This is a genomic window from Faecalicatena sp. (genome assembly GCF_058819085.1).
The window spans coordinates 15,782-39,936 of record NZ_JBZUUL010000001.1 but is presented as its reverse complement, the minus strand read 5'-3'; the positions used below and the strand labels follow the sequence as shown (position 1 = coordinate 39,936).

The following is a 24,155-nucleotide window of genomic DNA, read 5'->3' as shown; positions in this document are numbered from 1 at the left end:
AGGCTTACAATGTTTCCGCCCTGCAAGCTCGATTGCGCGGCAGAGCCGCTCCATCTCGCTTCGGCTAAACGCCGAATGGCAATATTTATAGAAGCAACGCTTAGTGAGCAAGCTCCCACGCGTAGGCTCTATAAATATTATCGCAGGGGGAGGCTTACAATGTTTCCGCCCTGCAAGCTCGATTGCGCGGCAGAGCCGCTCCATCTCGCTTCGGCTAAACGCCGAATGGCAATATTTATAGAAGCTGCGCTTAGTGAGCAAGCTCCCACACGCAGCTTCTATAAATATTTCCGCAGGGCTAAATAGTTGTCGCAAAAATCTTAATTCTTTTTAAACTTCCTTGACAAATCGGGACTTGAAAGCTATGATATTCTGTAGTTAATATTATGTTAACAAATTATTAATAGATTGTTATGCTGATAAGGAATGAATTTCATAGCATGGATAAAGGTGTTGATGAAGAGGAGTACATAATGACTCCTGCCAGAGAGAACCGCCCATTGGCTGGGAGGCGGTTTCAGGAAAGGATTATGGAAGGTAGCTTCTGAACCGGATATCTGAACAGGCTTTAAGCAGTAGGGTATCCCGGAGTTGTCCGCGTTACAGGACTCATAAGATATGCCGAAGGGCTGGAAGACAGCTGGATCGTATCTGTTGTGCTGAGTATAGCTTAAGCACATGTAGGACAGGCATGAAATTAAGGTGGTACCGCGTTGAATACGCCCTTTACATATGATTGTAGAGGGCTTTTTAAATGCAAAAAAATGTGAAAAATCGGTGAAGAACCGGTGAAGAGCCGATGGAACAAAACTGCTGCGCAGGAGTAAAATTTCCACACGGTAAGTTAAAAAATGTGTGAGAACATATGAGGGAGAACAAGGAGGAAACTATGAGTAAGGAACTGGCTAAGACTTATAATCCAAAAGAAATCGAAGAAAAACTGTATGAGAAATGGTGTGAGAACAAGTATTTCCACGCCGAGGTTGACAGGAGCAAAAAGCCGTTTACAACGGTGATGCCGCCTCCGAATATTACAGGAAAGCTGCATATGGGACATGCGCTGGACAATACGCTGCAGGATATCCTGATCCGTTATAAAAGAATGGAAGGCTACAATGCGCTGTGGATTCCGGGAACAGACCATGCTGCCATCTCCACAGAGGTAAAGGTAACAAACCAACTGAAAGAGGAAGGAATCGACAAGAAGGAGTTAGGCCGTGAAGGTTTCCTTGAGAGGACCTGGCAGTGGAAAGAAGAGTATGCCGGAACGATCGAGAACCAGCTGGAGAAGCTGGGAATCTCCTGCGACTGGGACAGAGAGCGTTTTACGATGGACGAGGGCTGTTCTAAGGCTGTAGAAGAAGTATTTATTAAACTGTATGAAAAAGGATATATCTATAAAGGTTCCAGGATCATCAACTGGTGTCCGGTATGTAAGACATCCCTTTCCGATGCAGAGGTTGAGCATGAGGAGCAGGACGGACACTTCTGGCACATTAAATATCCGATCGTAGGGACAGACGATTTCCTGGAGATCGCGACCACACGTCCTGAGACGATGCTGGGAGATACTGCGATCGCAGTTCACCCGGATGACGAGCGGTACAAAGACATCATCGGAAAGAAAGCGCTTCTTCCGCTGGTAAATAAAGAGATCCCGATCGTTGCCGACTATTATGTTGACAAGGAATTCGGAACAGGTGCGGTAAAGATCACTCCGGCACACGACCCGAATGACTTTGAGGTCGGAAAGAGACATAACCTGGAAGAGATCAATGTCATGAATGACGATGCCACCATCAATGAAAAGGGCGGCAAATATGCAGGCATGGAACGTTACGAGGCGAGAAAGGCGATCGTTGCAGACTTAGAAGAGCAGGGATATCTGGTAAAGATCGAGCCTCATTCTCATAATGTAGGAACTCATGACCGCTGCGGCACAACGGTAGAGCCTTTGATCAAGCAGCAGTGGTTCGTGAAGATGGAGGAGCTGGCAAAACCGGCGATCAACGCATTAAAGACCGGAGAATTAAAGTTTGTGCCGGAGCGTTTTGATAAGATTTATCTGCACTGGCTGGAAAACATTAAAGACTGGTGTATTTCCAGACAGATCTGGTGGGGACACAGAATCCCTGCATACTACTGTGATGAATGCGGTGAGTTTGTAGTGGCAAGAGAGATGCCCGAGAAATGTCCGCATTGCGGATGTACTCATTTCACACAGGATGAGGACACACTGGATACCTGGTTCAGTTCTGCACTGTGGCCGTTCTCCACACTGGGATGGCCGGACAAGACAGAGGATCTGGACTACTTCTATCCGACAGACGTACTGGTGACCGGATACGATATCATCTTCTTCTGGGTAATCAGAATGGTATTCTCAGGGTATGAACACACCGGAAAATCACCGTTCCACACAGTACTCATCCACGGGCTTGTGAGAGATTCACAGGGACGCAAGATGAGTAAGTCCCTTGGAAACGGAATTGATCCGCTTGAGATCATCGACCAGTATGGGGCAGATGCACTCCGTCTGACTCTGGTAACAGGAAATGCACCAGGAAATGACATGCGTTTCTATAATGAGAGAGTAGAGTCCAGCAGAAACTTTGCAAACAAGGTATGGAATGCATCCAGATTTATTCTGATGAACATTGAAAATGAAGAACTGAAAAAGCCGGAGTTATCTGAGCTTGCAGAGGCAGATAAATGGATCTTGTCCAAGGTCAATACACTGGCAAAAGATGTGACCGAGAACATGGATAAGTTTGAGCTTGGTATTGCGGTACAGAAAGTCTATGATTTTGTATGGGATGAATTCTGTGACTGGTATATCGAGATGGCAAAATACCGCATCTATCACAAAGAGGAGGATCCAAAGGCAGCAAACTGTGCACTCTGGACGTTAAAGACGGTACTGGGGCAGGCGCTGAAGATGCTGCATCCGTTTATGCCGTTTGTTACAGAGGAGATTTACAGCGCACTCGTGCCGGAGGAGGAATCTTTGATGATATCGCAGTGGCCTGTATACCAGGAAGAGTTAAGCTTTGTATCCTCTGAGAATATCATGGACCATATGAAAGAGATCATCCGCGGGATCCGTAATATCAGGGCGGAGATGAACGTAGAAAACGGACGTAAGACAAAGGTATACATCGTAAGTGAGAGCAGTGAGTTATGTGCCGGATTTGAGACACTGACAGATTCTGTGAAACCACTGATGAATGCGGCAGAGATCTTTATTGGCAGCGAGAAACAGGGAGTTGCGGAGGATGCAGTATCCATTGTTGTGCCGGATGCTTCCGTATACCTTCCGCTGGAGGACCTGGTGGACTTCGAGCAGGAGATGGAACGTCTGAAGAAGGAAGAAGATAAATTGACAAAGGAGATCGCAAGAGCAAAAGGGATGCTTGCGAACGAAAGATTTGTCAGCAAGGCTCCTGAGGCAAAGGTACAGGAAGAAAGAGAAAAACTGGAGAAGTACACACAGATGCTTGCCCAGGTCCAGGAGAGAATGGCTGGCTTAAAGAAAGCATAGAGAGGTCTTAAATGAAACATATTCAAATTAAGAAACCAGATATAAAGGGCTTTTTTCATAAGATAAAAAATCTGAAAAAAGAAGATATAAAGGCTCACTGGAAGGCAAGGAGGGAGCGGCGCGAGCGTATCTTAGAGCAGCGCCGCAACAGCCGCTTTGCAAAAAGGATGCAGCCGGTCTACAGGTTTATGGATAAGTTTTCTATCATATTCCACTATCTGCTGGCCTGTGTGCTGAACTTTTTGATCGAAGTGATCTCCAGGCATTCCTTGTTTGAGGCGTGGGGATATATGACGGGGACACCCAAGGTGTTTCTGTTCAACTCTTTTCTGATCTTTGCCACATTTTCCATTGTGTATATGGTCAGGAGGCGGGTGTTCGCCAGAATCCTTTTAAGTGTCTTCTGGCTGTTCTTAGGAACCTGCAACGGATATCTGCTTTTGAAGAGAGTTACGCCGTTTAATGCACAGGATTTAAAAGTACTTTCAGATGCGTTGGCATTAACAGGAAATTATTTCAATACCTTTGAGCTGGTCCTTTTGATCATCGGGATCGTGGCTGTTGTGCTGTGGGTCATCTCCATGTGGCGCAGGGGCGGACAGTATACAGGCAAAATGCACCGTCTGATCGCACTGGCGGGGGTCGTGTTCTGGCTGGGCGCTTATGTAGTGCTGACCAATATTGCCATTGATAAGCGGGTGGTTTCTAATTATTTTGGAAATATCGCCTTTGCCTATGAGGACTATGGATTCCCATACTGCTTTACAGCGAGTATCTTCAATACGGGAATCTCTGAACCCGCCGGCTACAGTGAAGCCACCATGGATAAGATCAGTAATAACGGTGATATCACGAAGAGTGAAACGGGCCGTTCCAAGGAAGACCTGCCGAATATCATTTTTGTGCAGCTGGAATCCTATTTTGATCCCACAGAGGTGGAGTGGCTGCAGTTTTCCGAGGACCCGATCCCGAACTTAAGAAAAATGTACAGTGAACATTCCCAGGGGTACTTTAAGGTTCCTTCCGTTGGAGCCGGAACAGCCAATACAGAGTTTGAAGTATTGACAGGTATGAGCATGCGTTTCTTTGGACCGGGTGAATACCCGTATAAGACGTATGCCAAGACAAAAGTACTGGAGAGTGCGGCAACGGCACTGACGAGTCTGGGATACGGCGCGGAAGCGCTTCATAATAACGGCGGTAATTTCTACAGCCGGGCGCAGGTGTTCAACCACATGGGATTTGACCACTATACCAGCAAGGAATTCATGAATATCCTGCAGACCACACCGAAGGGATGGGCAACGGATGATATCCTGATCCCGAATATCCTGGATTCCATGGATACGACAGAGCAGCAGGATTTTGTATTTACCATCAGCGTGCAGGGACATGGTGACTATCCGACGGAGAAGATGATCGAAAACCCGGAGATCGTAGTCAGCGGCGTAGAGGATGAAGGAAAACGAAACGCCTGGGAATATTATGTCAACGAAGTACATGAGATGGATAAATTTGCAGGAAATCTCGTAAAAGCGATCGAAGAGCGCGGCGAACCGACCGTGATCGTATTCTACGGAGACCATCTCCCGACCATGGGACTGGAGGCCAAAGATTTAAAGAGCCGTTATCTGTACAACACCAACTATGTTATCTGGGATAATATCGGACTGAAAAAGCAGGACCGCAATGTCCCGGCATATCAGATCATGGCGGATGTCTTCGAGAGGCTTGATATCCATTCAGGGACGGTATTCAATTACCATCAGCTAAGACGTCAGTCCAAGAACTATCTGTCTGACTTAGAGCTTCTGCAGTATGATATCCTCTACGGTGACCAGTATGTTTATAAAGACAGCGGAAGGCCGATCACAGAGGGGCATATGGCTATGGGGGTGAAGGATGCATCTGTCACGGAGCTGGTATCACAGCTTGACGGAACCTACAGTATTTATGGGGAAAACTTTACGAAACAGAGTAAGGTCTATGTGAACGGAGAAAAACAGAGCAGCAGCTTTTTGAATAATACAAGGATCGACTTAAAGGATACGTCTTTGTCAGACGGAGACATCATCCAGGTCAATCAGGTTGGTTCCAGCAATACGATCTTCCGTACTTCAAAGGAGTACGAATATAAGGATGGAAAGTTAACAGAACTTCCGCCAGACCCGGACGCTGTGGAGCCGGGGAAAAATGCTTTTGTACAGCAGGATACAGGTGAGGAAAAGTGAGATACGAAGAAGCAGCAGAATATATCCTGAACATTCCCAGGTTTACAAAGAAGAATGAACCCGGACATACCCGGAAGTTTTTAAGCCTTCTCGGTGACCCGCAGGAGAAGCTCAAGGTCTTTCATGTGGCGGGCACCAATGGGAAAGGCTCGGTCTGTGCATATTTGAATGCGATGCTCCTTTCAGAGGGAAAGACGGTGGGGCTGTTTGTCTCACCGCATCTGGTGAAGATGAACGAGAGGATCGTCATCAATGGAGAGAGGATCCCGGACAAAGCTTTTCTGGATACGTTTCAAACTGTTTACGAGACCGCAAAGGGGATGGAGGCAAAAGGGCTGCCCCATCCCACCTTTTTTGAGTTTTTATTCGGTATGGCAGTGACCGCGTTTGCGAAGGCAGGGGTGGAATATGCTGTCTTAGAGACCGGGCTGGGCGGACGGCTGGATGCGACAAATACGGTGGAAAAACCGCTTGTAACGGCAATCACGTCGATCGGACTGGACCACATGGCGATTTTGGGCGATACTTTGGAGAAGATCGCATTTGAAAAAGCCGGAATCATTAAGCCGGGGGTGCCCGTTTTTTATGCAGATACACAGCAGGAGAGCAACCGCGTCATCGAACAGAGGGCCGCTAAACTTGGTGCACCCTGTAAAAAAATAGGGAAAGACGCGTACGAAATTCTCGGAATCCGGGACAAACATATTGCATTTTCCTGCGTAAATGCGTATTATGGAGATACCACTTGGTACCTGAATAATATCGGGGTATATCAGCCTGGGAATGCGATGCTGGCACTGGAGATCATGAGGGAACTTTTGAAAGAGGATGCCCATTTGGATCTCTGGAGAGAGGCCCTAAAGGCGCTTAAGTGGGAAGGGCGCATGGAGGAAGTTCTCGAGGACGTCTATATTGACGGGGCACATAATGTCAGTGCTGTGAGAGGATTTGTCAGAAGTGTGCCGGATGGGGAAGAGAATATCATCCTTTTTTCGGCGGTCAGTGACAAGGACTACGAAGAGATGATCGCCTGCCTGTGCAGGAGTCTGAATACGGCGTTTTATGTCATTACACTGATCGAAGACGAGCGCGCGGCACGTCTGGATGAGTTAAAGCACATGTTTGAAAAATATACTGAAAAACCGGTGATTGTCAGAGAGTCTTTAAAGGATGCACTCGCATTTGTGAGAGAGCATCAGGAGGGCAGGAAGATCTACTGCCTGGGTTCTCTTTATCTGACCGGGATGATAAAAGATTTATTAAGTCATGCGTGACATGACGCGTGTCCTGATCAAGTGAAATTTGGGATGCGTCTGAATAGGAAAAGGAGGCCGCATGATGCTGGATTATGAAGAAGAACTTAAGAAGTTTAAACCAAGCCTGGAAGTAGAAGACATTGAAGATGCAGTATATCAGGAAGATTTGTCAGACATGACGGACCTGCTTCGGGAAGTTATGGATCAGACGAAGTAAAAGAAAGATTATGGTGAGCATAGATGGACTATACGAAGAAGATCATATACCAGTCGAACTACTGGTATAATGATGGCCTGAGGAAAGCACAGATACGGGATATGTCCGGCGCGGTTACCTCTCTTCGGCGGAGTTTACAATATAATACGGGTAATATTGCTGCCAGGAATCTTTTAGGTCTTGTATATTACGGACGGGGAGAAGTGGCAGAAGGTCTGGTTGAGTGGATCATCAGCAAGAACTTAAAGCCGAGAGATAACATAGCGGGGTATTTTATCAACCAGGTGCAGGCATCTGCCAGTGAGCTGGAAGTGATCAACCAGGCAGTGAAAAGATACAATCAGTGCCTGGCGTATTGCGAGCAGAATGGTGAAGACCTGGCAATTATCCAGTTAAAGAAGGTAGTGACCGCACATCCGACCTTTTTAAAAGCATATCAGCTGCTGGCGCTTTTGTATCTGCACACAGAGCAGTATGCAATGGCGAGGCAGGTGCTTAGGACGGCGAGGAAGCTGGATACGACCAATGAGATGACGCTGCGTTACATGCATGAACTGACCAGTCTGCGCGGTAAGAAGGTCAAGGATGACAGACCGAAAAAGGAAGCAGCGGTAGAATACAATCTGGGAAATGAGACGATCATCCAGCCGAAGCATTCTGCAGCCAAAGCGCTGGCCAGCAAGTTTACGGTCATGAATATCGTGGTAGGTGCTCTGATCGGTGCGGCGGTGATCTGGTTTTTGATCGTGCCTGCGGTGGATCAGACGAAGAATGCGAAGGTCAACCAGCAGATGGTGGAATACAGTGAACGCATCAATGCGCTGGAGGCTCAGATCAGTGCACAGACAAGGACTCTGGATGAGTACCGCAAGAATGACAAGGATTCGGCGGATAATGCCCAGAATGCAGCGGGGACAGCTGACAGCTATGAGAATCTGCTGACAGTCTATAACCAGTGGAATTCTCAGAGCTACACAGATGATGTGATGGCAGGTACACTCCTCAATGTGAACCGGGAGGCGCTGGGAGATGGCGGTAAGGCAATCTATGATGAGATATCTGCCGATATCTTCCCGGGAGCCTGTGAGACTCTGTATTCAGGGGGAACTGCTTCCTTAGAAGTGGCGAACTATGATACCGCGATCGATTCTCTTAGCAAGGTCATTAAGATGGATGAGAACTATGATAACGGTGGTGCACTTTTGAATTTAGGCCTGGCCTATATGAGGAACGGCGACAATGACAATGCTGTCAAATATCTCAAACGTGTGATAGAGTTATTCCCTGACACCGAGAATGCATCCAATGCCCAGAACGGTCTGAATACCATTTCCCAGGGCGGCAGCGAGGACGGGACTACAGACTCCCAGAATACAGATGCAGGCGGTGCAGACACAGGCCAGACAGATCAGGGAAATGTGGATGCAGGCGGCACAGATGCCGGCAATGCAGATTTGTCCGGGGATGGTACCGGAGCCGGTGATACGGGTGGAGCCGATACCGGAATTATGGATGATGTATAAGGCCAGTAAGGAAAAATAGAGAAAGATACATAAGAGACGAAAAGAAGCGTGGCTGCAGTTCGTCTAAAACACGAAAGAGAAGGATATGTTATTTTAGCATATCCTTTTTATGTTGCTGTAAAAAGGCCGCAAAGCAGAAAAAGGGCGGGGAGCGCCTTGAAGAATGGAATAGGATTCACTAAAATAGAGGAGGAGTATTATGAAATATCAGGTGCAGGAAAACTGCCTGACCATCTATCTGCCAAAAGAGGTGGACCACCATAATGCAGAGGAGATGCGGAAGAATGCAGACACATTGATTGAAAAAAATCATATCAAATATGTAATCTTCGACTTCGGGCTGACGGATTTTATGGATAGTTCAGGGATCGGGGTCATTATGGGGCGGTATAAGATGATCCGTCTGATCGGCGGGGAGGTCTGGGCAGTACACACAAATGCAAGGATCAAAAAAATCCTGACGATGTCAGGAGTGACAAAAATAATGCAGATATATGAGGAGGACGAGGCATGAAAAACACAAATGAAATGGAGATTATTTTTGACAGCCATTCGTCAAATGAAGGGTTTGCAAGAGTTTCAGTGGCAGCATTCTTAACACAGTTAAACCCAACAGTAGAAGAGGTAGCAGATGTGAAGACTGCGATTTCAGAGGCCGTGACAAATGCGATCATCCATGGCTATGAGAACGAGGTACATAAGGTTTCTATCCGCTGCCGGATCGAAGGAGCACAGATCGCGGTGGAAGTGAAGGATAACGGAGTCGGTATCGAGGATGTAGAGCAGGCCATGACTCCCTTATATACAAGCAAACCGGAGCTGGAACGCTCAGGAATGGGATTTGCATTCATGGAAGCCTTTATGGATTCAGTAGAAGTCGAGTCCGCGCCGGGGAAAGGAACCACTGTGCGGATGAAGAAAACCATCGGTAAAGGAAGTAAACTATGGACCACACAATCGCTTTGATCAAGAAATCACACGATGGGGATAAAGAAGCGAGAGAACAATTAGTAGAGGAAAACGTAGGACTTGTCTGGTGCGTGGTAAAAAGATTTTATGGCAGGGGCACGGATGCCGAGGACCTCTTTCAGATCGGGAGCATCGGTCTTTTAAAGGCGATCGATAAATTCGATCTGTCCTATGATGTCAAGTTTTCCACCTATGCCGTTCCTATGATATCAGGAGAAATCAAACGATTTTTGCGGGATGACGGTATGATCAAGGTGAGCCGCTCGTTAAAGGAACTGTCTTACAAAATATTCCAGACAAGGGAAGCGCTGATCGCGAAACTGGATCGGGAGCCGACCTTAGAGGAGCTGGCCAAGACCATGGAGGTAGACAAGGAAGAAATCGTGCAGGCGATGGAAGCCGGCGGAGAGGTGGAATCCCTGTATAAGCCGATCCACCAGAAGGAGGGAAGTGAGATCCGGCTTGTGGACAAGCTGGAAGAAAAAGAGAGAAAGGAAGATAAGATCCTGGATCATATGCTGTTGAAACAGCTGCTGGAAAGCTTGGACAAAGATGAGCGTCAGCTGATCTATCTGCGCTATTTTGCGGATGAAACACAGACCCAGGTCGGGAAAAAGCTGGGCATATCCCAGGTGCAGGTCTCCCGGATGGAGAAACGAATCATCGAGAATATGCGGAAGCTGGGAACCGTGTAGCGGGCGGGTTTTCAGCTCCGCTGAAAACTAATGTATACCCATAGGGCATCCCGTAACACATGCCCTGCGGGCGGATTTTCAGCTCCGCTGAAAAGTAATGTATACTTTTCCTGATTTTTCAGATACTAAGGTTGAAGTATTTCAGGAAAGGTCAGGTGATTTTTATGGAAAATGGCAGAAGGAAGATCCGTATCTGTCTTTTTAGTATTGTGCTTGCAGCGGTGGTGATCGGGCTTCTATATTACTATCTGAATGGAAACGAACAGGTCAGGAGCAGCGAGGGGACTTTGATTAGGGCACCAAGGGTGGAATCTTATGGCTGTTAATCATGATACTGTGTACCTTAAGGGGGACAGGGATGTGGAGGTGCAAAAGCGGGATATCACGCTTGGCGATATCCTGGACCTGGAATGCAGCAATAAAGATCTGATCCCGAAGTTGAAGACCTTGAAGCTTTTGAAGATCCCGGATAAAGGAAAGCAGCGGTTTGTAATTTCTATACTGAAGATTATTGCCTGTATCCATGAAAAATATCCGGGCCTGGAGGTTCAAAATCTGGGAGAGCAGGATATCATCATCACATACGAAGAGCAGAAAACCCCCGGTATGTTCCTGCATATCTTAAAAACAGCCGTTGTTGTGCTGATCACATTCTGTGGCGCTGCATTTTCCATCATGGCTTTTAATAATGATGTGGATGTGACAAAACTTTTCTCACAGATCTATAAGTTTACGACAGGAACAAAGTCGGATGGTTTTACAATTCTGGAAGTATCATATTCAGTGGGGATCACCATCGGAATCCTTGTATTCTTTAACCATTTTGGAAAGAAGCGCTTTACGGTAGATCCAACGCCGATGGAAGTGCAGATGCGTCTTTATGAAAATGATATCCAGACGACTCTGGTCGAGGATGCATCCAGAAGGGGGGAGGAGCTCGATGTGGGTAAATCAAATCATATTGGCACTCATCGGACTTAGCGGCGGTCTCGTTATTGCGGGGGGATTGTTCTCCTTTATCATCGAACTGGGTGTGATCGCAGATTTTGCGGACCGGACACATACGGGAGAGCATATCCTGCTATATGAGGATTGTGTTGCAGTTGGCGGGATCATAGGAAACATGATCTCTATGTTTCACCCCCATATCCCTTATGGGGTATGGCTTCTTCCGTTTTTGGGACTGTTTGCGGGAATCTTCGTGGGATGCTGGTCCATGGCACTGGCCGAGATCCTGAATGTATTCCCTATTTTTGTGCGCAGGCTTAAAATCGTAAGATATCTGTCTGCCTTTGTATTAAGTATGGCTTTAGGGAAAGGGCTCGGGGCGTTCTTGTTCCTATTTCAGAGGTGGGGCTAAAACGAAACAGTCCATCCAAGAGATCATATAAGTGGTGGGAAAATAGTGAAAAGTATTCAATGAAGGGGCAGCTTATGGTGGAGGCTGCCCCAGTTATTTTCTAAAAAGAAGCTGCAGAAAGTGTTATCTGGAGGGCATTTTGAAACCGTCAAGTGCCCGGTTCAGATAATCGTTAAACGGCTTCATGATCTCAAAGATCCTTACGGCCTTCTCAAGAAATCCTTCCTCCAGTAATTCCAGGTCCTGGATCGGATATTCCAGATACCAGCTCTTAAATTTTAGAAATTCGGCCTGTGGATGTTCCTTATCATATCCTGCAGGGACATTTTTCAGAGCGGTGCCCTTTACCGTGAAAAGTTCTTCAAATGCGGGGGCATGGATGATCTCGTCCCACTCCTTTGGATTTGCAGAGATATAGTCTCTTACCATGGAGGTCGCATCCTTAAACATGTCGGCAAAAAGTCCGCCGCCCAGAAAAGACTGTCCGCCTGGCTTTATCATGATGTAATATCCTACGGGAACAGGCAGTTTTCCTCTGGATGATATATGGGCACGAAACGCGGGATTATATGGTGACTTATCATTGCTGAACCGGGTATCTCTGACCAGCTTGAAGGTAAGCTCTTTTGGCTCATTGTGTAAGATACTGCTGTCAAATTTCCCGATCTCCAGGATCAATGACTGTAAAAAAGCCTCGAATTGTGCGTTTGCTTCTTTGTATTCCTCTTTGTGCTGGTGATACCAGTCTCTGTTGTTATTTTGGCTCAGACCAGTTAAGTATGTTAATATCTGCTGCATATGAAATCTCCTTTGTTATGAATTTTTTACAGTTGAGACTGCTGGTGAGTCCAAAAAGTCTCTTATAAATTTTGTTGTGTTTTCTGTTGAAGCATACAGTGTACCGAATGAAAATGCCTGTGCCAGATCGTCGATATCCTCCATCGCTTCCTTAACATCTATCATAGTTTCGCGTGGGATAGAAGAAGCACTGGTATAATCTAGCCTTGCAGGACTGATCCTGTGGTTTTGTATGGCATAGTTGACCCTGTCTCTGCACCTGCATTTTCCCAAGCCGAACTCACCACAGTATGTTTTGAGGAAGTCAGCCATCTTTTTCCGGACTCTGGAAAGTCTTTGGCGGTATGCTTCCGGTGTGATCCCCAGGACGTCACCTGCGATGCGGCTGTCAATTTTGAACATGGTTCCCAGTACAAAGACACATCTGCTTTCCGTATCGAGACACTGCAGCATAACATTCGTGCAGGACATCTTTAATTCCTCCGCCAGGATCGCCTGGTCCACATTCTGCGTCAGGTCAGCAACCTCGGAGATCTTCCCGTTTTCAATATCGTTCCCATAAAATTCAAAACTTAAGGGGTACTGGGCAAACATATGCTTTTTGTAATCCTTTAGATGGTTCACTGCAATGCGAAATACCCAGGTCGTAAAGGAACTTTCTTTCCGAAAGGATGACAGGTGGGTCATGACTTTCAGTAAAATGTCCTGTGTGGCATCCTCAGCATCCGTAAAACTCCCCAGCATCCTCAATGAGAGATTGAAGATTAGATCCTGTACGCTGAGCAGAACAGTTTCAAGAGAATTCTTATCTCCTGAGGTGGCTTTTTCAATCAGGTCCAATAACTCTTCGTTTGTTTTTTTATTCATGTCTTTTACCTCCTGTTTAATTAGACAATGAAAATCTGTGCGTGTGACACAAAATCTAAATAAATTTCAAAAATTTTGTTGGAGTATGCAAATATTAGCTGACTTTGTATAAGAACTATGTAAATTATAAGGGGAGGGAAGGAGAATATCAATAAGCCTGGGGAATTCATTAAAAGAAGGTGCAGATACCTTGACTTATTTTTCACAGCGGTGTAAAATTTAAGTGTAGTAGAGGCTATCCAAGATAGGAATGTGATTCTTAAAGAGGGTAGCCAGTTTTTTTGTAGGAGGAGAAGATTATGAAAAAGAAGATTCTGAGCGCAATCGTGTGCGCGACAATGGTCATCAGCTTGTTGGCCGGATGTGGTGCTAAGCCGGCAGCCGAAGCTGACAGCTCAAGCAAGGATGACAAGAAGACAGAGAGCACTAAGGGGATCGCCAAGGAAGATATCAAGGTTGGATTCGTGCATGTATCCGATGCAAGTGATATGGGTTACACATACAACCATGACCTTGGAACAAAAGAGATGCAGGAAGCACTTGGCTTAAGTGATGATCAGATCGTCAATAAGTTCAACGTGCCTGAGGGAGCAGAGTGTGACACCGCATTAAGAGAGCTTGTAGATGCAGGATGTAACATCATCTTTGCAACAAGTTTTGGATTTGAGGACTATGTAAAAGAAGTTGCAGCAGAGTATCCAGACATTCAGTTCTGCCATGCAACAGGATTCCAGGCAAAGGATTCCGGCCTTGACAATATGCACAACTATTTCGCATCTATCTATGAGGCACGTTACCTGGCAGGTATCGCAGCAGGTATGAAGACAGAGAGCAACAAGCTGGGATATGTTGCTGCTTTCCCATTCGCAGAGGTCATCAGCGGATACACAGCATTCTATCTTGGTGCTAAGAGCGTGAATCCGGATGTCACAATGGACATTATGTACACGAATTCATGGAATGACCCGACCGTTGAATCACAGGTTGCAAAGGCTTTGATCGAGCGTGGATGTGACGTGATCTCACAGCACTCAGACTCCACTGCTCCGGCAACAACAGCAGAAGAGAACGGCGCTTTCCAGGTTGGATATAACAATGATATGATTGAAGCTGCTCCGAAGGCTTCCCTGATTTCCGCACGTATCGACTGGGGCATTTATGTAACAGAAGCTGTACAGAGTATGATCGATGGAAAAGAGATTCCTGTGGACTGGTGCAAAGGTCTTGCAGACGGTGCAGTTTACCTGTCACCACTGAATACAGACATCGCAGCAGAAGGAACACAGGAAGCGATCGATAAAGCTTCCGAAGCACTGAAATCCGGTGAACTTAAGGTATTTGCAGGTCCGTTAAAGGGGACAAGCCCTGACGGAGAGACAATCGAAGTTGCAGAAGGCGATCATTATCCTGAGCAGGAAGAAGCATCCGCACCATCCTGGAGTTTCATTATTGATGGATGCAACGTGGTTGAATAACCGGGGTTTCAGCCAGCATTAGTTCAGTTCATTGACAGAGCCGTTGTTATGACGGCTCTGTTTTTAGATAAGGCCTTTTTTCGGGCATCACGTAATATATACCTTATCCGGATATGACTGATGGAAGGCATATATTACGGGGTACCTGAAATGAGGAGAGGACAAGGAAAGATAAAAAGGAGGGTGAAGAATTGGGCGAGACTACAGAATTTGCAGTTCGTATGCATCATGTCACCAAAACATTTGGAAAGGTCGTTGCCAATAAGGACGTTGACCTTGAGTTAAGAGACGGGGAGATCCTTGCACTTTTAGGGGAGAACGGAAGTGGCAAGACAACCTTGATGAACATGCTTTCCGGGATTTATTTTCCGGACCACGGAGAGATTGATGTTCATGGAAAGCAGGTTACGATCCGTTCCCCGAGAGATGCTTTTGACCTGGGAATCGGTATGATCCACCAGCATTTTAAACTGGTGGAGGTGCTGACCGCAGCCGAGAATATCGTGCTTGGTCTGGATGGGAAGGCAACGGTTAACCGAAAGGAGATCAACCAGAAGGTCAGTGATCTGGCATCACGCTATGGTTTTGAACTTGATCCGGCCAAGAAGGTTTATAATATGGCTGTATCGGAAAAGCAGACAGTGGAGATCCTTAAGGTACTTTACAGAGGAGCGGATATTCTGATCCTGGATGAACCGACTGCGGTCTTGACACCGCAGGAGACGGAGAAGCTTTTTGCAGTACTGCGTAATATGAAGAAGGACGGAAAATCCATCATCATCATCACGCATAAGCTGAATGAGGTAATGGCGATCTCGGACCGCGTAGCGATCCTGAGAAAAGGGGAATACATTGGTGTCGTCGATACAGATAAGACCGATCAGGCACAGCTGACAGAGATGATGGTAGGCAGGCCGATCAGTCTGGCGATCGACCGTCCACAGATGGAAGAGAAGACAGAAAGGCTTCAAGTCATTGGGCTGACCTGTCTAAACGGCGATGGAGTCAAGGCACTGGATAATGTATCTTTTTCCGCATACGGCGGGGAGATACTGGGAGTGGCCGGTATCGCAGGCAGCGGGCAGAAGGAGCTCTGTGAGGCGATCGCAGGACTGTATCCTACGATCGGAGGTTCCGTGCTTTACACAGGTGAACATGACGGTGAGCCGATCAAGGAGAGGATCCTTGGACTGAGGCCGGATGAGATCGTGAAAAAGGGAATCTCCATGGCGTTCGTACCTGAGGACAGACTGGGTATGGGCCTTGTGGCAGGCATGGATATGACAGATAACGTGATGCTGAGAAGCTATAAGAATAAGAAGGGTATCTTTGTGGACAGGAAGGCACCGAAGGCGCTGGCAGAACAGCTGATCGGGGAATTGGAGATCGTAACTCCGGGGGTAGAGACTCCGGTAGGCCGTCTTTCCGGCGGTAATGTCCAGAAGGTCCTGCTCGGAAGAGAGATTGCATTGAGCCCGTCCGTGCTGATCGTAGCTTACCCGGTCCGCGGTCTGGACATCAACTCTTCTTATCGGATATATGAGCTTTTAAACGAGCAGAAGAAAAAAGGTGTGGCAGTCATCTTTATCGGGGAAGACCTGGATGTCCTGATGGAGCTTTCTGACAGGATCATGGTTTTATGCGGCGGTAAGGTGAGCGGTATCGTGGATCCGAAGGAAGTGACAAAGGAAGATATCGGACTTATGATGATTCATGTAGATGAGAACAATGATACAAAGGATAAGACGGATGTAAGACAGACAGCAGAGAAGGAAGGGGTGGAATCATGAGCAGAGCACATGTACAGGCAAAAGAGCCGCTGATCCGTATGGTGAAAAGAGGAACGATCTCCCAGGAAAAGGCATGGGGAATCCGTGCGGCTGCATTTGTTCTTTCACTGATCACCGGAGGCCTTCTGATCTTAATACTGGGGCACAATCCATTAGAGGTATATAAAGCGATGGTGATAGGGGCCTGGGGGTCCAGGACCGTCATCCATGAGACTGTAAAACTGGCAGTTCCGCTTTTGATCACAGCGATCGGTATTTCCTTTGCATTTAAGATGAAGTTCTGGAATATCGGTGCTGAGGGACAGATCCTGGTGGGTGCCGTAGCGGCAGGAGCATTTGGATTGTTTACGGCCCACATTTTTCCGAAGCTTCCACTGGTCCTTCTGATGATTCTTGCAGGAATGGCGGCAGGCGGTCTGTATGGACTTCTCCCGGCGGTCTGCAAGGCAAAATGGGGAACCAATGAGACACTGTTTACCCTGATGCTGAACTATATCGCACTTGCTTTTATCAAGTATCTGATGAACGGTCCCTGGAAAGCACCGGGCAGCAGCTTCCCAAAGATCGCGATGTTAGTGCCGGGAGCAAGACTTACGAAGGTACTCGGGGTGCATTGGGGCTGGATACTGGCACTGATCCTGGTAGTAGTTTCCTGGATTTATTTTAATAAGACAAAACAGGGATATGAGATCGCTGTCGTAGGTGAGAGTAATAACACTGCGAGATATGCAGGAATCAATGTAAGCAGGGTGTTTCGGCGTACTATGTTCCTGTCAGGTGCATTATGCGGGCTGGTAGGCATGCTGCAGTTTGCAGGTGCGGATTATACGATCACAGAAGGGACAGCAGGCGGAGTCGGATTCACAGCGATCACGGTCGCATGGCTTGCAAAGATGAATCCCTATGGAATGCTGATCGTATCTGTATTTATCGCTATGCTGGAGAGAGGGTCTAACACGATCCAGACAAACTTTAAGATACCGGCATCGGCATCAGATCTGTTGATCGGTATTATTTTGTTCTTTATGCTGGGGTGTGAATTCTTTATTACATACCGTTTGATCTTCAGAGGAAAGGAGGAACATCATGCTTAATACATTGAATAGTTTATTTATTGCTGCTGTATTGGCCGGGACGCCTCTGCTATTAGGTGCATTGGGAGAAATCCTGACAGAGAAATCCGGTAACCTGAATCTTGGTGTGGAAGGTATGATGTTCATGGGAGCCATTACCGGACTTGCGGGCTCTTACTATTATGAGCAGGCTGTCACCAAGGGCGGTGGAACACCTAATGGAGTGTTATCCGCATTGATCGCCCTGATCGTATCTTTTATGGCGGGAAGCCTTGGAGCACTGATCTATAGTTTCCTGACTATTTCACTGCGGGCGAACCAGAATGTAACCGGACTGACACTGACGATCTTTGGTACCGGCTTTGGAAACTTTTTCGGTGAATATATCGGACAGAAGGCAGGCGGATATGTGACCGTGAGCGGAGTGACAAAGGATGCATTTTCCAGACTTCATATTCCGGGGCTTTCGGACATTCCCGTTCTTGGAAAGCTCTTATTCCAGTATAACTGGCTTGTGTATTTTGCGATCATACTGGCAGTTGTGATGACCTGGTTCTTTAATAGATCACGTGTCGGCCTGAACCTGCGGGCAGTCGGGGAGGACCCGGCAACAGCAGATGCAGCAGGAATCAATACGACAAAATATAAGTACATTGCAACGATTGTGGGCGGCGGTATCTGCGGTATCGGTGGAATGTATATGAGTATGGTTACGACTAAGGGCGTATGGGTCCATGGATGCGTCAGCGGTTATGGATGGCTTGCGGTAGCTCTTGTTATCTTTGCAACCTGGAGCCCGGCAAGAGGAATGCTGGTCGCACTTGTATTTGGCGGTCTGACGATCATGCGTATGTATATCAAGATTCCGGGACTTCCGGCACAGATCTACGACATGGCTCCTTATGTTGCGACGATCATCGTGCTTGTTGTGACGAGCATGAGACAGAGTAAGGAGCATGCACAGCCAAAGAGCTGCGGTTTGAATTACTTTAGAGAAGAAAGATAGTGTATGGTGCTTGTTTGGCAGATGGACAGGCACGGTCTGGAGAATAAGGCCTGGGATTTCCGAGGGTATGAAGCCTGAAGAGATCCCGGGCTTTTTATGCGTCTGCATATGGATTGGCAGAAAAAGAGGCATTCAGCATGAGCAGATGGGTGAATATATTGGGTATAAACAAATGACTTTTAAGGGTAAATGTGTTAAAATTTAAGACAGACTGAGGGGCTGCTTTTTGAATACAGTTTGTGGGTTTCAGGAGGGACAGAAAATATGGAGAATCATACTAAGGAAGAATTTGAGGTCAACAGCAGTTTATTTGGAGGGTATAATAAGAAGCAGATGGATGCCTATGTTTCCGAGCTTCAAGATATGATTAAAGGGCTTCAGGAGGAAATAGAAGCGGAACAAGAGGAAAGAGCAGAATTGGAGCAAAAGCTGTCCAAGGCAGAGTCCTGCTATAAGAGTCTGTGGGAACGCAGCAAGGGGCAGGATGAGGTTGTCACTGTACAGGAGGAGACGATCCGTCAGCTCAAAGGGGAGCTTAAGAGCCGGGAGGATCTGATGAAAGGACAGTCTGATCTGATCAGAGAGCAGAAGGTTCTGTTAAAGGGACAGATGCAGATGCTCAAGAATCAGGAGGTCATGATGAAGGGGCAGGGAGAACTGCTCAAGAGTCAGGAAGGGATGCTGAAAAGACAGGGAGAGCTGGTAAAGAACCAGGAAGAACTGCTCAAGAGCCGGGAAGAGCTGCTCAAGGGTCAGGAAGAACTGCTCAAGAGCCGGGAAGAGCTTCTCAAGGGTCAGGAAGATCTGCTCAAGAGTCGGGAAGAGCTGCTCAAGGGTCAGGAAATTCTGCTGAAACGTCAGGAAGAATTGCTCAGGTGTCAGGACAGTATTCAGAAGGGACAGGAAGCTCAGTTTACTAAGGATGCTGCAGAACATCTGGAACACAAGATAGATAGGCTGGGACAGTCTTTGAAAAAGCTGGAACAGCAGGGAAGCGGACTTCCGGTCAATACGCTGGACAGTGTGATCAAAAAGCAGTTAAATAGGCTGGGGAAGAAAAGAGTGCTCTGATGGAGGAAGAAGTGATCAATGATGGATGACAAGCGGTTGGATCCGGTACCGGAAGAGCTTCCTGCACCGGAGGAATTATTTCACAAGGATGGGATTTTCAAGGGGCAAAAAAGGAAGAAGGGCTCCTTCTCCAGAAAAAGGAAGCCGATCCCCCGTTATAGAGTGGCAAAGAGATTTTCTATGGGCTTTATTTTACTGCTTGTTCTTATCATTCTTGCCGCAGCGAATCTGGACAAAATGGGAATCTATTTTTACTGTATGGGCTCGTCCAGTATGGAGCGGGTCATTCCCAAAGACAGCCTTCTGGTGGTACGCAGTGTAAAGGCAGAAGAGCTGAAGGAAGGGGACATCATCACCTTTGTGAATGCCAGCCATATGTCTGTGACCCATGAGATCATAGAAGTCATTCTCTCGCAGGGACAGGGGCCTTCCTACAGGACAAAAGGAACGGAAAATGCTGAATGTGACCAGTATATTACTCCCTACAGGAATGTCAGCGGTAAAGTGATTTTTCATATACCGCATGTGGGAAAATGGCTGACGGTCTGGAAAAAATGATGGCTTATGGACATGAATTTTGGAGATAGAATAAGAATCTGGTGCTGAGGTTTTTTTTAACGCAGCACCAGATTCTTATTTAGTTAAGATATTTTTCCACCAATCCAACAAGCTCCTCATGGGTATTTGTGATCGTCTCCTGGACTTTTAGTTCTGATTCAAGAAGTTTATAGATCCATTTGCAGACGATCTCGTCAATCTCATATTGGGGGACAACCTTATTATTTGCAAGCTTAGGCGGAAAGGTAGGCTTGGTATATTTATAAATGTCATGATACAGAGGCAGCCAGGGATAGAGTTCCCCTAATTCATCATTCAGGTAAGAGCTGTTTGTGGCAGGCAGGCTGCCAGTCAGGGTGGAATAATTCGTGATCTGCTTTTCACAGGTCCACTTGAGGAATTCAAAGGCAGCCTCTTTATTTTTCGACCTGCTGCTGATACCAAGACTCCATCCGCCAAGCAGAGGGGCCCGTCCGGGAATGAGATGGTATCCAATGGAGCCGATGATACTATTCTTCCTTAGATCTGTGACATCCCTCAAAAATGATGGGTAGGAGATCAGCATTGCAGTTTCCCCCGCAAGGAAATCATCCACAACACTGTTATCAGTTGCCGTACGGTAATCAGGTTTGGCACATTTTATGGAGCGTACAAAGTTGATGTATGCTTTTAAGGACTGGTCAGAGTCCAGGCATACCTGGCCGGACGGAGTAAAAAGACTGCCGCCGAAGGCACGCAGGCGCATATATATTTCCGGGGTCAGACATTCACTGTAAGCAGTTGGAACGGATATCCCGTATGGGATCGCAGTGGTCTTATTAGTAAAAAAGTCTGCGATCGTATTAAACTCTTTCAACGTAACAGGGGGGCGCAGAGAGATCTTATTCTTTTTCTTATAATCTTCCCTGAGCTTTGGGTCCTCAAATAAATCTTTCCTGTAATAGAGGATCTGTGGTGCGTACATAAAAGGAATGCCATAAAAATGCCCGCTGAAAATACTGTAATATTTGAGGCAGTCCGGGAGAAAAATATTCGTGTCAAGGGAATTGATCTCCGCAGAGATATCTTCCAGGAGGTGCTCCGAAGCAAGCGAGGGCATCCAGGGGATATCATACATAATGACATCGTATATTTCCTGGGTATCGGACCTATGGTTTTCCAATATTGTTTCGTATAGGAAGTGGTGGGGCAGGATCGTAGCCTCAACCGTTGTTCCTGTCCGGATCTCAAAGTTTCGAAGCAGCCTCAAAAGATAGTGCACCTGGGGCGTATCCAAAAGCAGTGCACGTATCTTTCGCTGTGAGGAGGCTTTCTTTTCAGATGGCAGCATGCTCTTTGGCGAAACACGGATGTCAGAGGAGGATGTCATACTGCTGAATTTCCGCCCGCTTAGGATCACCCGTTCGCTTTCCTTTGTAAGGGGGGAATTCAGCTGCCCCATCAATAAACGGGAGGCTGTCTGTCCCAGTTTGATCGCAGGACGTACAGTGGAACCAGAAGAAAAAGAGTGCGTATGCAGGTTCCAGTGCTCCTCACCTAATGTAAACACAGGGATATCATCTGTGGTATATCCCAGTATCGTAATTCCTTCTATGATCCCGGCGGTCAGTGACTCAGATGTGGTCACTATGACCTCCGGGATCTCTGCATTTAGAAGCTTGATCGTTTTTCGGAAGGCATCTTCTTTACTCAGATCAGTCTTGATAAAAAATTTCTCATCTGCTCTTACATCATAATTCTTATAGGCATCCCGGAAGCCTCGTATACAGGCTGCCTCACAGTCGAATTTTTCAGGACCCGACATGAGATAGATCCGGCGGAAATTCATTTTCAAAAGCGATTCCACCATACCCTTGAGAAGCACACGGTTATCAAATGATACGAAATCCGTGTCAAGACTATGTATATTTCTGTCGATCAGGACCAAAGGAATCTTCTTTGATACCAGATTGTCATAGTAAAATTTCCAGTTATCCGGCTGACAGGATACGAGGAAAAGTCCGCAGATCTGCTTTTTTAACAGGCTCATGACAATATTCGTCTCAAATTCAGGAATATTCTCTGAAAATGCCAGGTTCATATAATAATCGGTATTCTGAAAGCAGGATTTGATACCTTGGAATATCTGCACATAATAGGAATCATTTAAACTGGGCAGAATGATCCCGATATCTGTGCTCAGTTTAGACTTAAGATTTTTGGCATACTGGTTCGGGGTATATTGAAGTATGTCTATGGCTCTTTGTACTTTATCGGATATATCTCTGCTTACAGGTTTTGTATGGTTTAGATAATTGGATACAGTACCGATCGAAACACCAGCCAATTGGGCAACATCTTTTATTGTGGCCATATCTGCTTCTCCTCTCGGTGAATCATTTGTAATAGTTGTTTTTAACATAGCACAAATTATCTGTTAAGTAAACAATTTTGAAACGTTTAAATTGAATATAGTGAAAAAATTAGTGAAAATATTGATTATATTAGAGACGAACCATAAAATGAGTGCAGATTGAAAGACCGATATAAAACAAGCAAAGTAAAGGAGGAGCACTTATGAAAAAGAAACAAATATCCCTGGTCATTGCGGTATGTATGCTTGCAGGATTAGTCGGAGGATGCGGACAAAGCGGGAGTGATCCAAAGGAAGAAAGTCCGGCTTCGGATCGTGCGGCAGATCAGGAGTACCACTTTAAGATCATCGTACAAAGTTACCAGTCTACATACTGGCAGGCTGCGATCCAGGGGATCAATGGAGCTGCAGACAGATTGGGTGTGAAGGTTGACTGTACGGGGCCGAATTCAGAATCCGACATAGCGGACCAGGTAAACATGCTGAATAATGCGGTCAACAGCAAACCGGACGGCGTTGCAATCGCACCATGCGATCAGAATTCGGTACATGAATCACTTCAGACAGCTTTGGATAGAGAGGTACCGGTGGTTTGTTTTGATTCCGGCGTTGAGAGCGCACCGGAGGGGGCTGTATATTGTACTGTTGCCAGTGATAATTATGCGTCAGGTGAACTTGCCGCAGAGAATTTATATGAGGGACTAAAGGAGCGGATCAATGCTTCGGAGGCACCGGTTCGAATCGGGGAAGTGAATCAGGAGTCAACATCTGAGAGTATCAGTTCAAGAGGGCTTGGTTTCATAGATAAATTCAGCGAATTAGCCGCTGCAGACGGTAAAAAGGTCACAGTGATCGGAAATGACTACTTTGTAAAGAATTCCAATGTGGAAAAGGTTTCTGTAGATGAGGCGGATATCATCTTTGAGGTGGCGGTTCCATCGCAGACAACAGTTGAATTGTGTGCAACAGAAGCATCCAATCTACTCAATAAGGATGATCTGATCGCCATTTTTGGTTCCAATCAGGTGGCAGCAGAAGGAATCCTGACTGCAGACGCTAATCTGTCTGTACTTGGAAACGATCCAAATCATTCAGTTGTTGCTGTTGGATTTGACGCAGGTACAACAATTAAAGCAGCTGTCAGGGACGGATCACTTTATGGAGCAATTACACAGTCGCCGGTTGAGATGGGGGAAAAGACTGTAGAAATGCTGTATAAAATCGTCGAGGGCGGAGAAGTAAAGGATATCACGACTTCCTGTTATTGGTATGATGCAGAGATCGCACCGAATCTTTATGATTAAGCAAGAAAGCTGGATGCACATGCAGCCATCCGGTTTTTCTATACGGACAGGCCGCTTTAATGGCAGAT

General features: G+C 46.5%; 21 protein-coding genes and 1 other annotated feature. Of the genes, 18 read left to right on the top strand and 3 right to left on the bottom strand.

Annotated features, from left to right (window positions below):
- The first annotated feature begins 444 nt into the window (after nt 1–444).
- Nucleotides 445–730: a binding site (T-box leader), on the top strand.
- A gap of 159 nt (nt 731–889) precedes the next feature.
- From AC4OGX_RS00165 to AC4OGX_RS00115, 11 genes are all read left to right on the top strand, one after another.
- On the top strand, nt 890–3,541 hold the full coding sequence (locus AC4OGX_RS00165; RefSeq protein WP_493327768.1) for a valine--tRNA ligase: 2,652 nt from the start codon (nt 890–892) through the stop codon (nt 3,539–3,541).
- A gap of 11 nt (nt 3,542–3,552) precedes the next feature.
- Nucleotides 3,553–5,772, top strand: a complete 2,220-nt coding sequence (locus tag AC4OGX_RS00160) for an LTA synthase family protein (RefSeq protein WP_493327767.1) — start codon at nt 3,553–3,555, stop codon at nt 5,770–5,772.
- The gene (locus AC4OGX_RS00155) at nt 5,769–7,046 is read left to right on the top strand and encodes a bifunctional folylpolyglutamate synthase/dihydrofolate synthase (protein WP_493327766.1); all 1,278 of its coding nucleotides are present in this window, start codon (nt 5,769–5,771) and stop codon (nt 7,044–7,046) included. The genes AC4OGX_RS00160 and AC4OGX_RS00155 overlap by 4 nt, the downstream gene beginning before the upstream one ends.
- A gap of 61 nt (nt 7,047–7,107) precedes the next feature.
- Entirely contained in the window at nt 7,108–7,245 is a 138-nt protein-coding gene (locus AC4OGX_RS00150) for a hypothetical protein (protein ID WP_181368680.1), read from the top strand.
- Between the two features lie 23 nt (nt 7,246–7,268).
- Nucleotides 7,269–8,768, top strand: coding sequence for a tetratricopeptide repeat protein (locus AC4OGX_RS00145; protein ID WP_493327765.1), 1,500 nt, complete (start codon nt 7,269–7,271; stop codon nt 8,766–8,768).
- Nucleotides 8,769–8,967: 199 nt separating this feature from the next.
- Nucleotides 8,968–9,282, top strand: a complete 315-nt coding sequence (locus AC4OGX_RS00140) for an STAS domain-containing protein (protein WP_216245563.1) — start codon at nt 8,968–8,970, stop codon at nt 9,280–9,282.
- Nucleotides 9,279–9,734, top strand: coding sequence for an anti-sigma F factor (gene spoIIAB, locus AC4OGX_RS00135; RefSeq protein ID WP_493327764.1), 456 nt, complete (start codon nt 9,279–9,281; stop codon nt 9,732–9,734). Before AC4OGX_RS00140 ends, spoIIAB begins: the two co-directional genes overlap by 4 nt.
- Nucleotides 9,713–10,432 carry an RNA polymerase sporulation sigma factor SigF gene (gene sigF / locus AC4OGX_RS00130; protein ID WP_493327763.1) on the top strand — a complete coding sequence of 240 codons (720 nt, stop codon included), beginning with the start codon at nt 9,713–9,715 and terminating at the stop codon, nt 10,430–10,432. The genes spoIIAB and sigF overlap by 22 nt, the downstream gene beginning before the upstream one ends.
- Before the next feature lie 164 nt (nt 10,433–10,596).
- Nucleotides 10,597–10,758 (top strand): hypothetical protein, encoded by a 162-nt coding sequence (locus AC4OGX_RS00125; RefSeq protein WP_493327762.1) that lies wholly within the window; start codon nt 10,597–10,599, stop codon nt 10,756–10,758.
- On the top strand, nt 10,748–11,413 hold the full coding sequence (locus AC4OGX_RS00120) for a stage V sporulation protein AA (RefSeq protein ID WP_493327761.1): 666 nt from the start codon (nt 10,748–10,750) through the stop codon (nt 11,411–11,413). Before AC4OGX_RS00125 ends, AC4OGX_RS00120 begins: the two co-directional genes overlap by 11 nt.
- The gene (locus AC4OGX_RS00115; RefSeq protein ID WP_493327760.1) at nt 11,373–11,792 is read left to right on the top strand and encodes a stage V sporulation protein AB; all 420 of its coding nucleotides are present in this window, start codon (nt 11,373–11,375) and stop codon (nt 11,790–11,792) included. Before AC4OGX_RS00120 ends, AC4OGX_RS00115 begins: the two co-directional genes overlap by 41 nt.
- Nucleotides 11,793–11,915: 123 nt before the next feature.
- On the opposite strand, the gene AC4OGX_RS00110 is transcribed toward AC4OGX_RS00115, so the two are convergent.
- Entirely contained in the window at nt 11,916–12,590 is a 675-nt protein-coding gene (locus tag AC4OGX_RS00110; protein WP_493327759.1) for a DUF2461 domain-containing protein, read from the bottom strand.
- A 15-nt stretch (nt 12,591–12,605) separates the two neighbouring features.
- The gene (locus tag AC4OGX_RS00105; protein ID WP_493327758.1) at nt 12,606–13,457 is read right to left on the bottom strand and encodes an RNA polymerase sigma factor; all 852 of its coding nucleotides are present in this window, start codon (nt 13,455–13,457) and stop codon (nt 12,606–12,608) included.
- Between the two features lie 299 nt (nt 13,458–13,756).
- On the opposite strand from AC4OGX_RS00105, the gene AC4OGX_RS00100 reads away from it, so the two are divergent.
- The 6 genes from AC4OGX_RS00100 to AC4OGX_RS00075 all read left to right on the top strand — a co-directional run bounded on the left by AC4OGX_RS00100 (nt 13,757) and on the right by AC4OGX_RS00075 (nt 20,430).
- Nucleotides 13,757–14,932: a BMP family ABC transporter substrate-binding protein gene (locus tag AC4OGX_RS00100; RefSeq protein WP_493327757.1), complete on the top strand. Its 1,176-nt coding sequence runs from the start codon at nt 13,757–13,759 to the stop codon at nt 14,930–14,932.
- 221 nt (nt 14,933–15,153) lie between these two features.
- Entirely contained in the window at nt 15,154–16,722 is a 1,569-nt protein-coding gene (locus tag AC4OGX_RS00095) for an ABC transporter ATP-binding protein (protein WP_493327769.1), read from the top strand.
- Nucleotides 16,719–17,816, top strand: a complete 1,098-nt coding sequence (locus tag AC4OGX_RS00090; RefSeq protein ID WP_493327756.1) for an ABC transporter permease — start codon at nt 16,719–16,721, stop codon at nt 17,814–17,816. The genes AC4OGX_RS00095 and AC4OGX_RS00090 overlap by 4 nt, the downstream gene beginning before the upstream one ends.
- Nucleotides 17,809–18,801: an ABC transporter permease gene (locus AC4OGX_RS00085; RefSeq protein ID WP_493327755.1), complete on the top strand. Its 993-nt coding sequence runs from the start codon at nt 17,809–17,811 to the stop codon at nt 18,799–18,801. The genes AC4OGX_RS00090 and AC4OGX_RS00085 overlap by 8 nt, the downstream gene beginning before the upstream one ends.
- Nucleotides 18,802–19,065: 264 nt before the next feature.
- Nucleotides 19,066–19,872, top strand: a complete 807-nt coding sequence (locus AC4OGX_RS00080; RefSeq protein WP_493327754.1) for a hypothetical protein — start codon at nt 19,066–19,068, stop codon at nt 19,870–19,872.
- An 18-nt stretch (nt 19,873–19,890) separates the two neighbouring features.
- Nucleotides 19,891–20,430 (top strand): signal peptidase I, encoded by a 540-nt coding sequence (locus AC4OGX_RS00075; RefSeq protein WP_493327753.1) that lies wholly within the window; start codon nt 19,891–19,893, stop codon nt 20,428–20,430.
- A gap of 79 nt (nt 20,431–20,509) precedes the next feature.
- Here the strand turns inward: AC4OGX_RS00075 and AC4OGX_RS00070 are convergent, their stop codons facing one another.
- On the bottom strand, nt 20,510–22,783 hold the full coding sequence (locus AC4OGX_RS00070; protein ID WP_493327752.1) for an extracellular solute-binding protein: 2,274 nt from the start codon (nt 22,781–22,783) through the stop codon (nt 20,510–20,512).
- 203 nt (nt 22,784–22,986) lie between these two features.
- Between AC4OGX_RS00070 and AC4OGX_RS00065 the strand changes: the two genes are divergently transcribed.
- Nucleotides 22,987–24,087, top strand: coding sequence for a substrate-binding domain-containing protein (locus AC4OGX_RS00065; protein ID WP_493327751.1), 1,101 nt, complete (start codon nt 22,987–22,989; stop codon nt 24,085–24,087).
- Nucleotides 24,088–24,155: the final 68 nt, after the last annotated feature.

Coding starts and splice junctions, on each gene's coding strand:
- AC4OGX_RS00115 (WP_493327760.1), top strand. CDS start 11,373: ATGTGGGTAAATCAAATCATATTGGCACTCATCGGACTTAGCGGCGGT.
- AC4OGX_RS00125 (WP_493327762.1), top strand. CDS start 10,597: ATGGAAAATGGCAGAAGGAAGATCCGTATCTGTCTTTTTAGTATTGTG.
- AC4OGX_RS00145 (WP_493327765.1), top strand. CDS start 7,269: ATGGACTATACGAAGAAGATCATATACCAGTCGAACTACTGGTATAAT.
- AC4OGX_RS00110 (WP_493327759.1), bottom strand. CDS start 12,590: ATGCAGCAGATATTAACATACTTAACTGGTCTGAGCCAAAATAACAAC.
- AC4OGX_RS00070 (WP_493327752.1), bottom strand. CDS start 22,783: ATGGCCACAATAAAAGATGTTGCCCAATTGGCTGGTGTTTCGATCGGT.
- spoIIAB (WP_493327764.1), top strand. CDS start 9,279: ATGAAAAACACAAATGAAATGGAGATTATTTTTGACAGCCATTCGTCA.
- AC4OGX_RS00165 (WP_493327768.1), top strand. CDS start 890: ATGAGTAAGGAACTGGCTAAGACTTATAATCCAAAAGAAATCGAAGAA.
- AC4OGX_RS00120 (WP_493327761.1), top strand. CDS start 10,748: ATGGCTGTTAATCATGATACTGTGTACCTTAAGGGGGACAGGGATGTG.
- AC4OGX_RS00080 (WP_493327754.1), top strand. CDS start 19,066: ATGGAGAATCATACTAAGGAAGAATTTGAGGTCAACAGCAGTTTATTT.
- AC4OGX_RS00100 (WP_493327757.1), top strand. CDS start 13,757: ATGAAAAAGAAGATTCTGAGCGCAATCGTGTGCGCGACAATGGTCATC.
- AC4OGX_RS00090 (WP_493327756.1), top strand. CDS start 16,719: ATGAGCAGAGCACATGTACAGGCAAAAGAGCCGCTGATCCGTATGGTG.
- AC4OGX_RS00075 (WP_493327753.1), top strand. CDS start 19,891: ATGATGGATGACAAGCGGTTGGATCCGGTACCGGAAGAGCTTCCTGCA.
- AC4OGX_RS00095 (WP_493327769.1), top strand. CDS start 15,154: ATGCATCATGTCACCAAAACATTTGGAAAGGTCGTTGCCAATAAGGAC.
- AC4OGX_RS00140 (WP_216245563.1), top strand. CDS start 8,968: ATGAAATATCAGGTGCAGGAAAACTGCCTGACCATCTATCTGCCAAAA.
- AC4OGX_RS00150 (WP_181368680.1), top strand. CDS start 7,108: ATGATGCTGGATTATGAAGAAGAACTTAAGAAGTTTAAACCAAGCCTG.
- AC4OGX_RS00105 (WP_493327758.1), bottom strand. CDS start 13,457: ATGAATAAAAAAACAAACGAAGAGTTATTGGACCTGATTGAAAAAGCC.
- sigF (WP_493327763.1), top strand. CDS start 9,713: ATGGACCACACAATCGCTTTGATCAAGAAATCACACGATGGGGATAAA.
- AC4OGX_RS00085 (WP_493327755.1), top strand. CDS start 17,809: ATGCTTAATACATTGAATAGTTTATTTATTGCTGCTGTATTGGCCGGG.
- AC4OGX_RS00160 (WP_493327767.1), top strand. CDS start 3,553: ATGAAACATATTCAAATTAAGAAACCAGATATAAAGGGCTTTTTTCAT.
- AC4OGX_RS00065 (WP_493327751.1), top strand. CDS start 22,987: ATGAAAAAGAAACAAATATCCCTGGTCATTGCGGTATGTATGCTTGCA.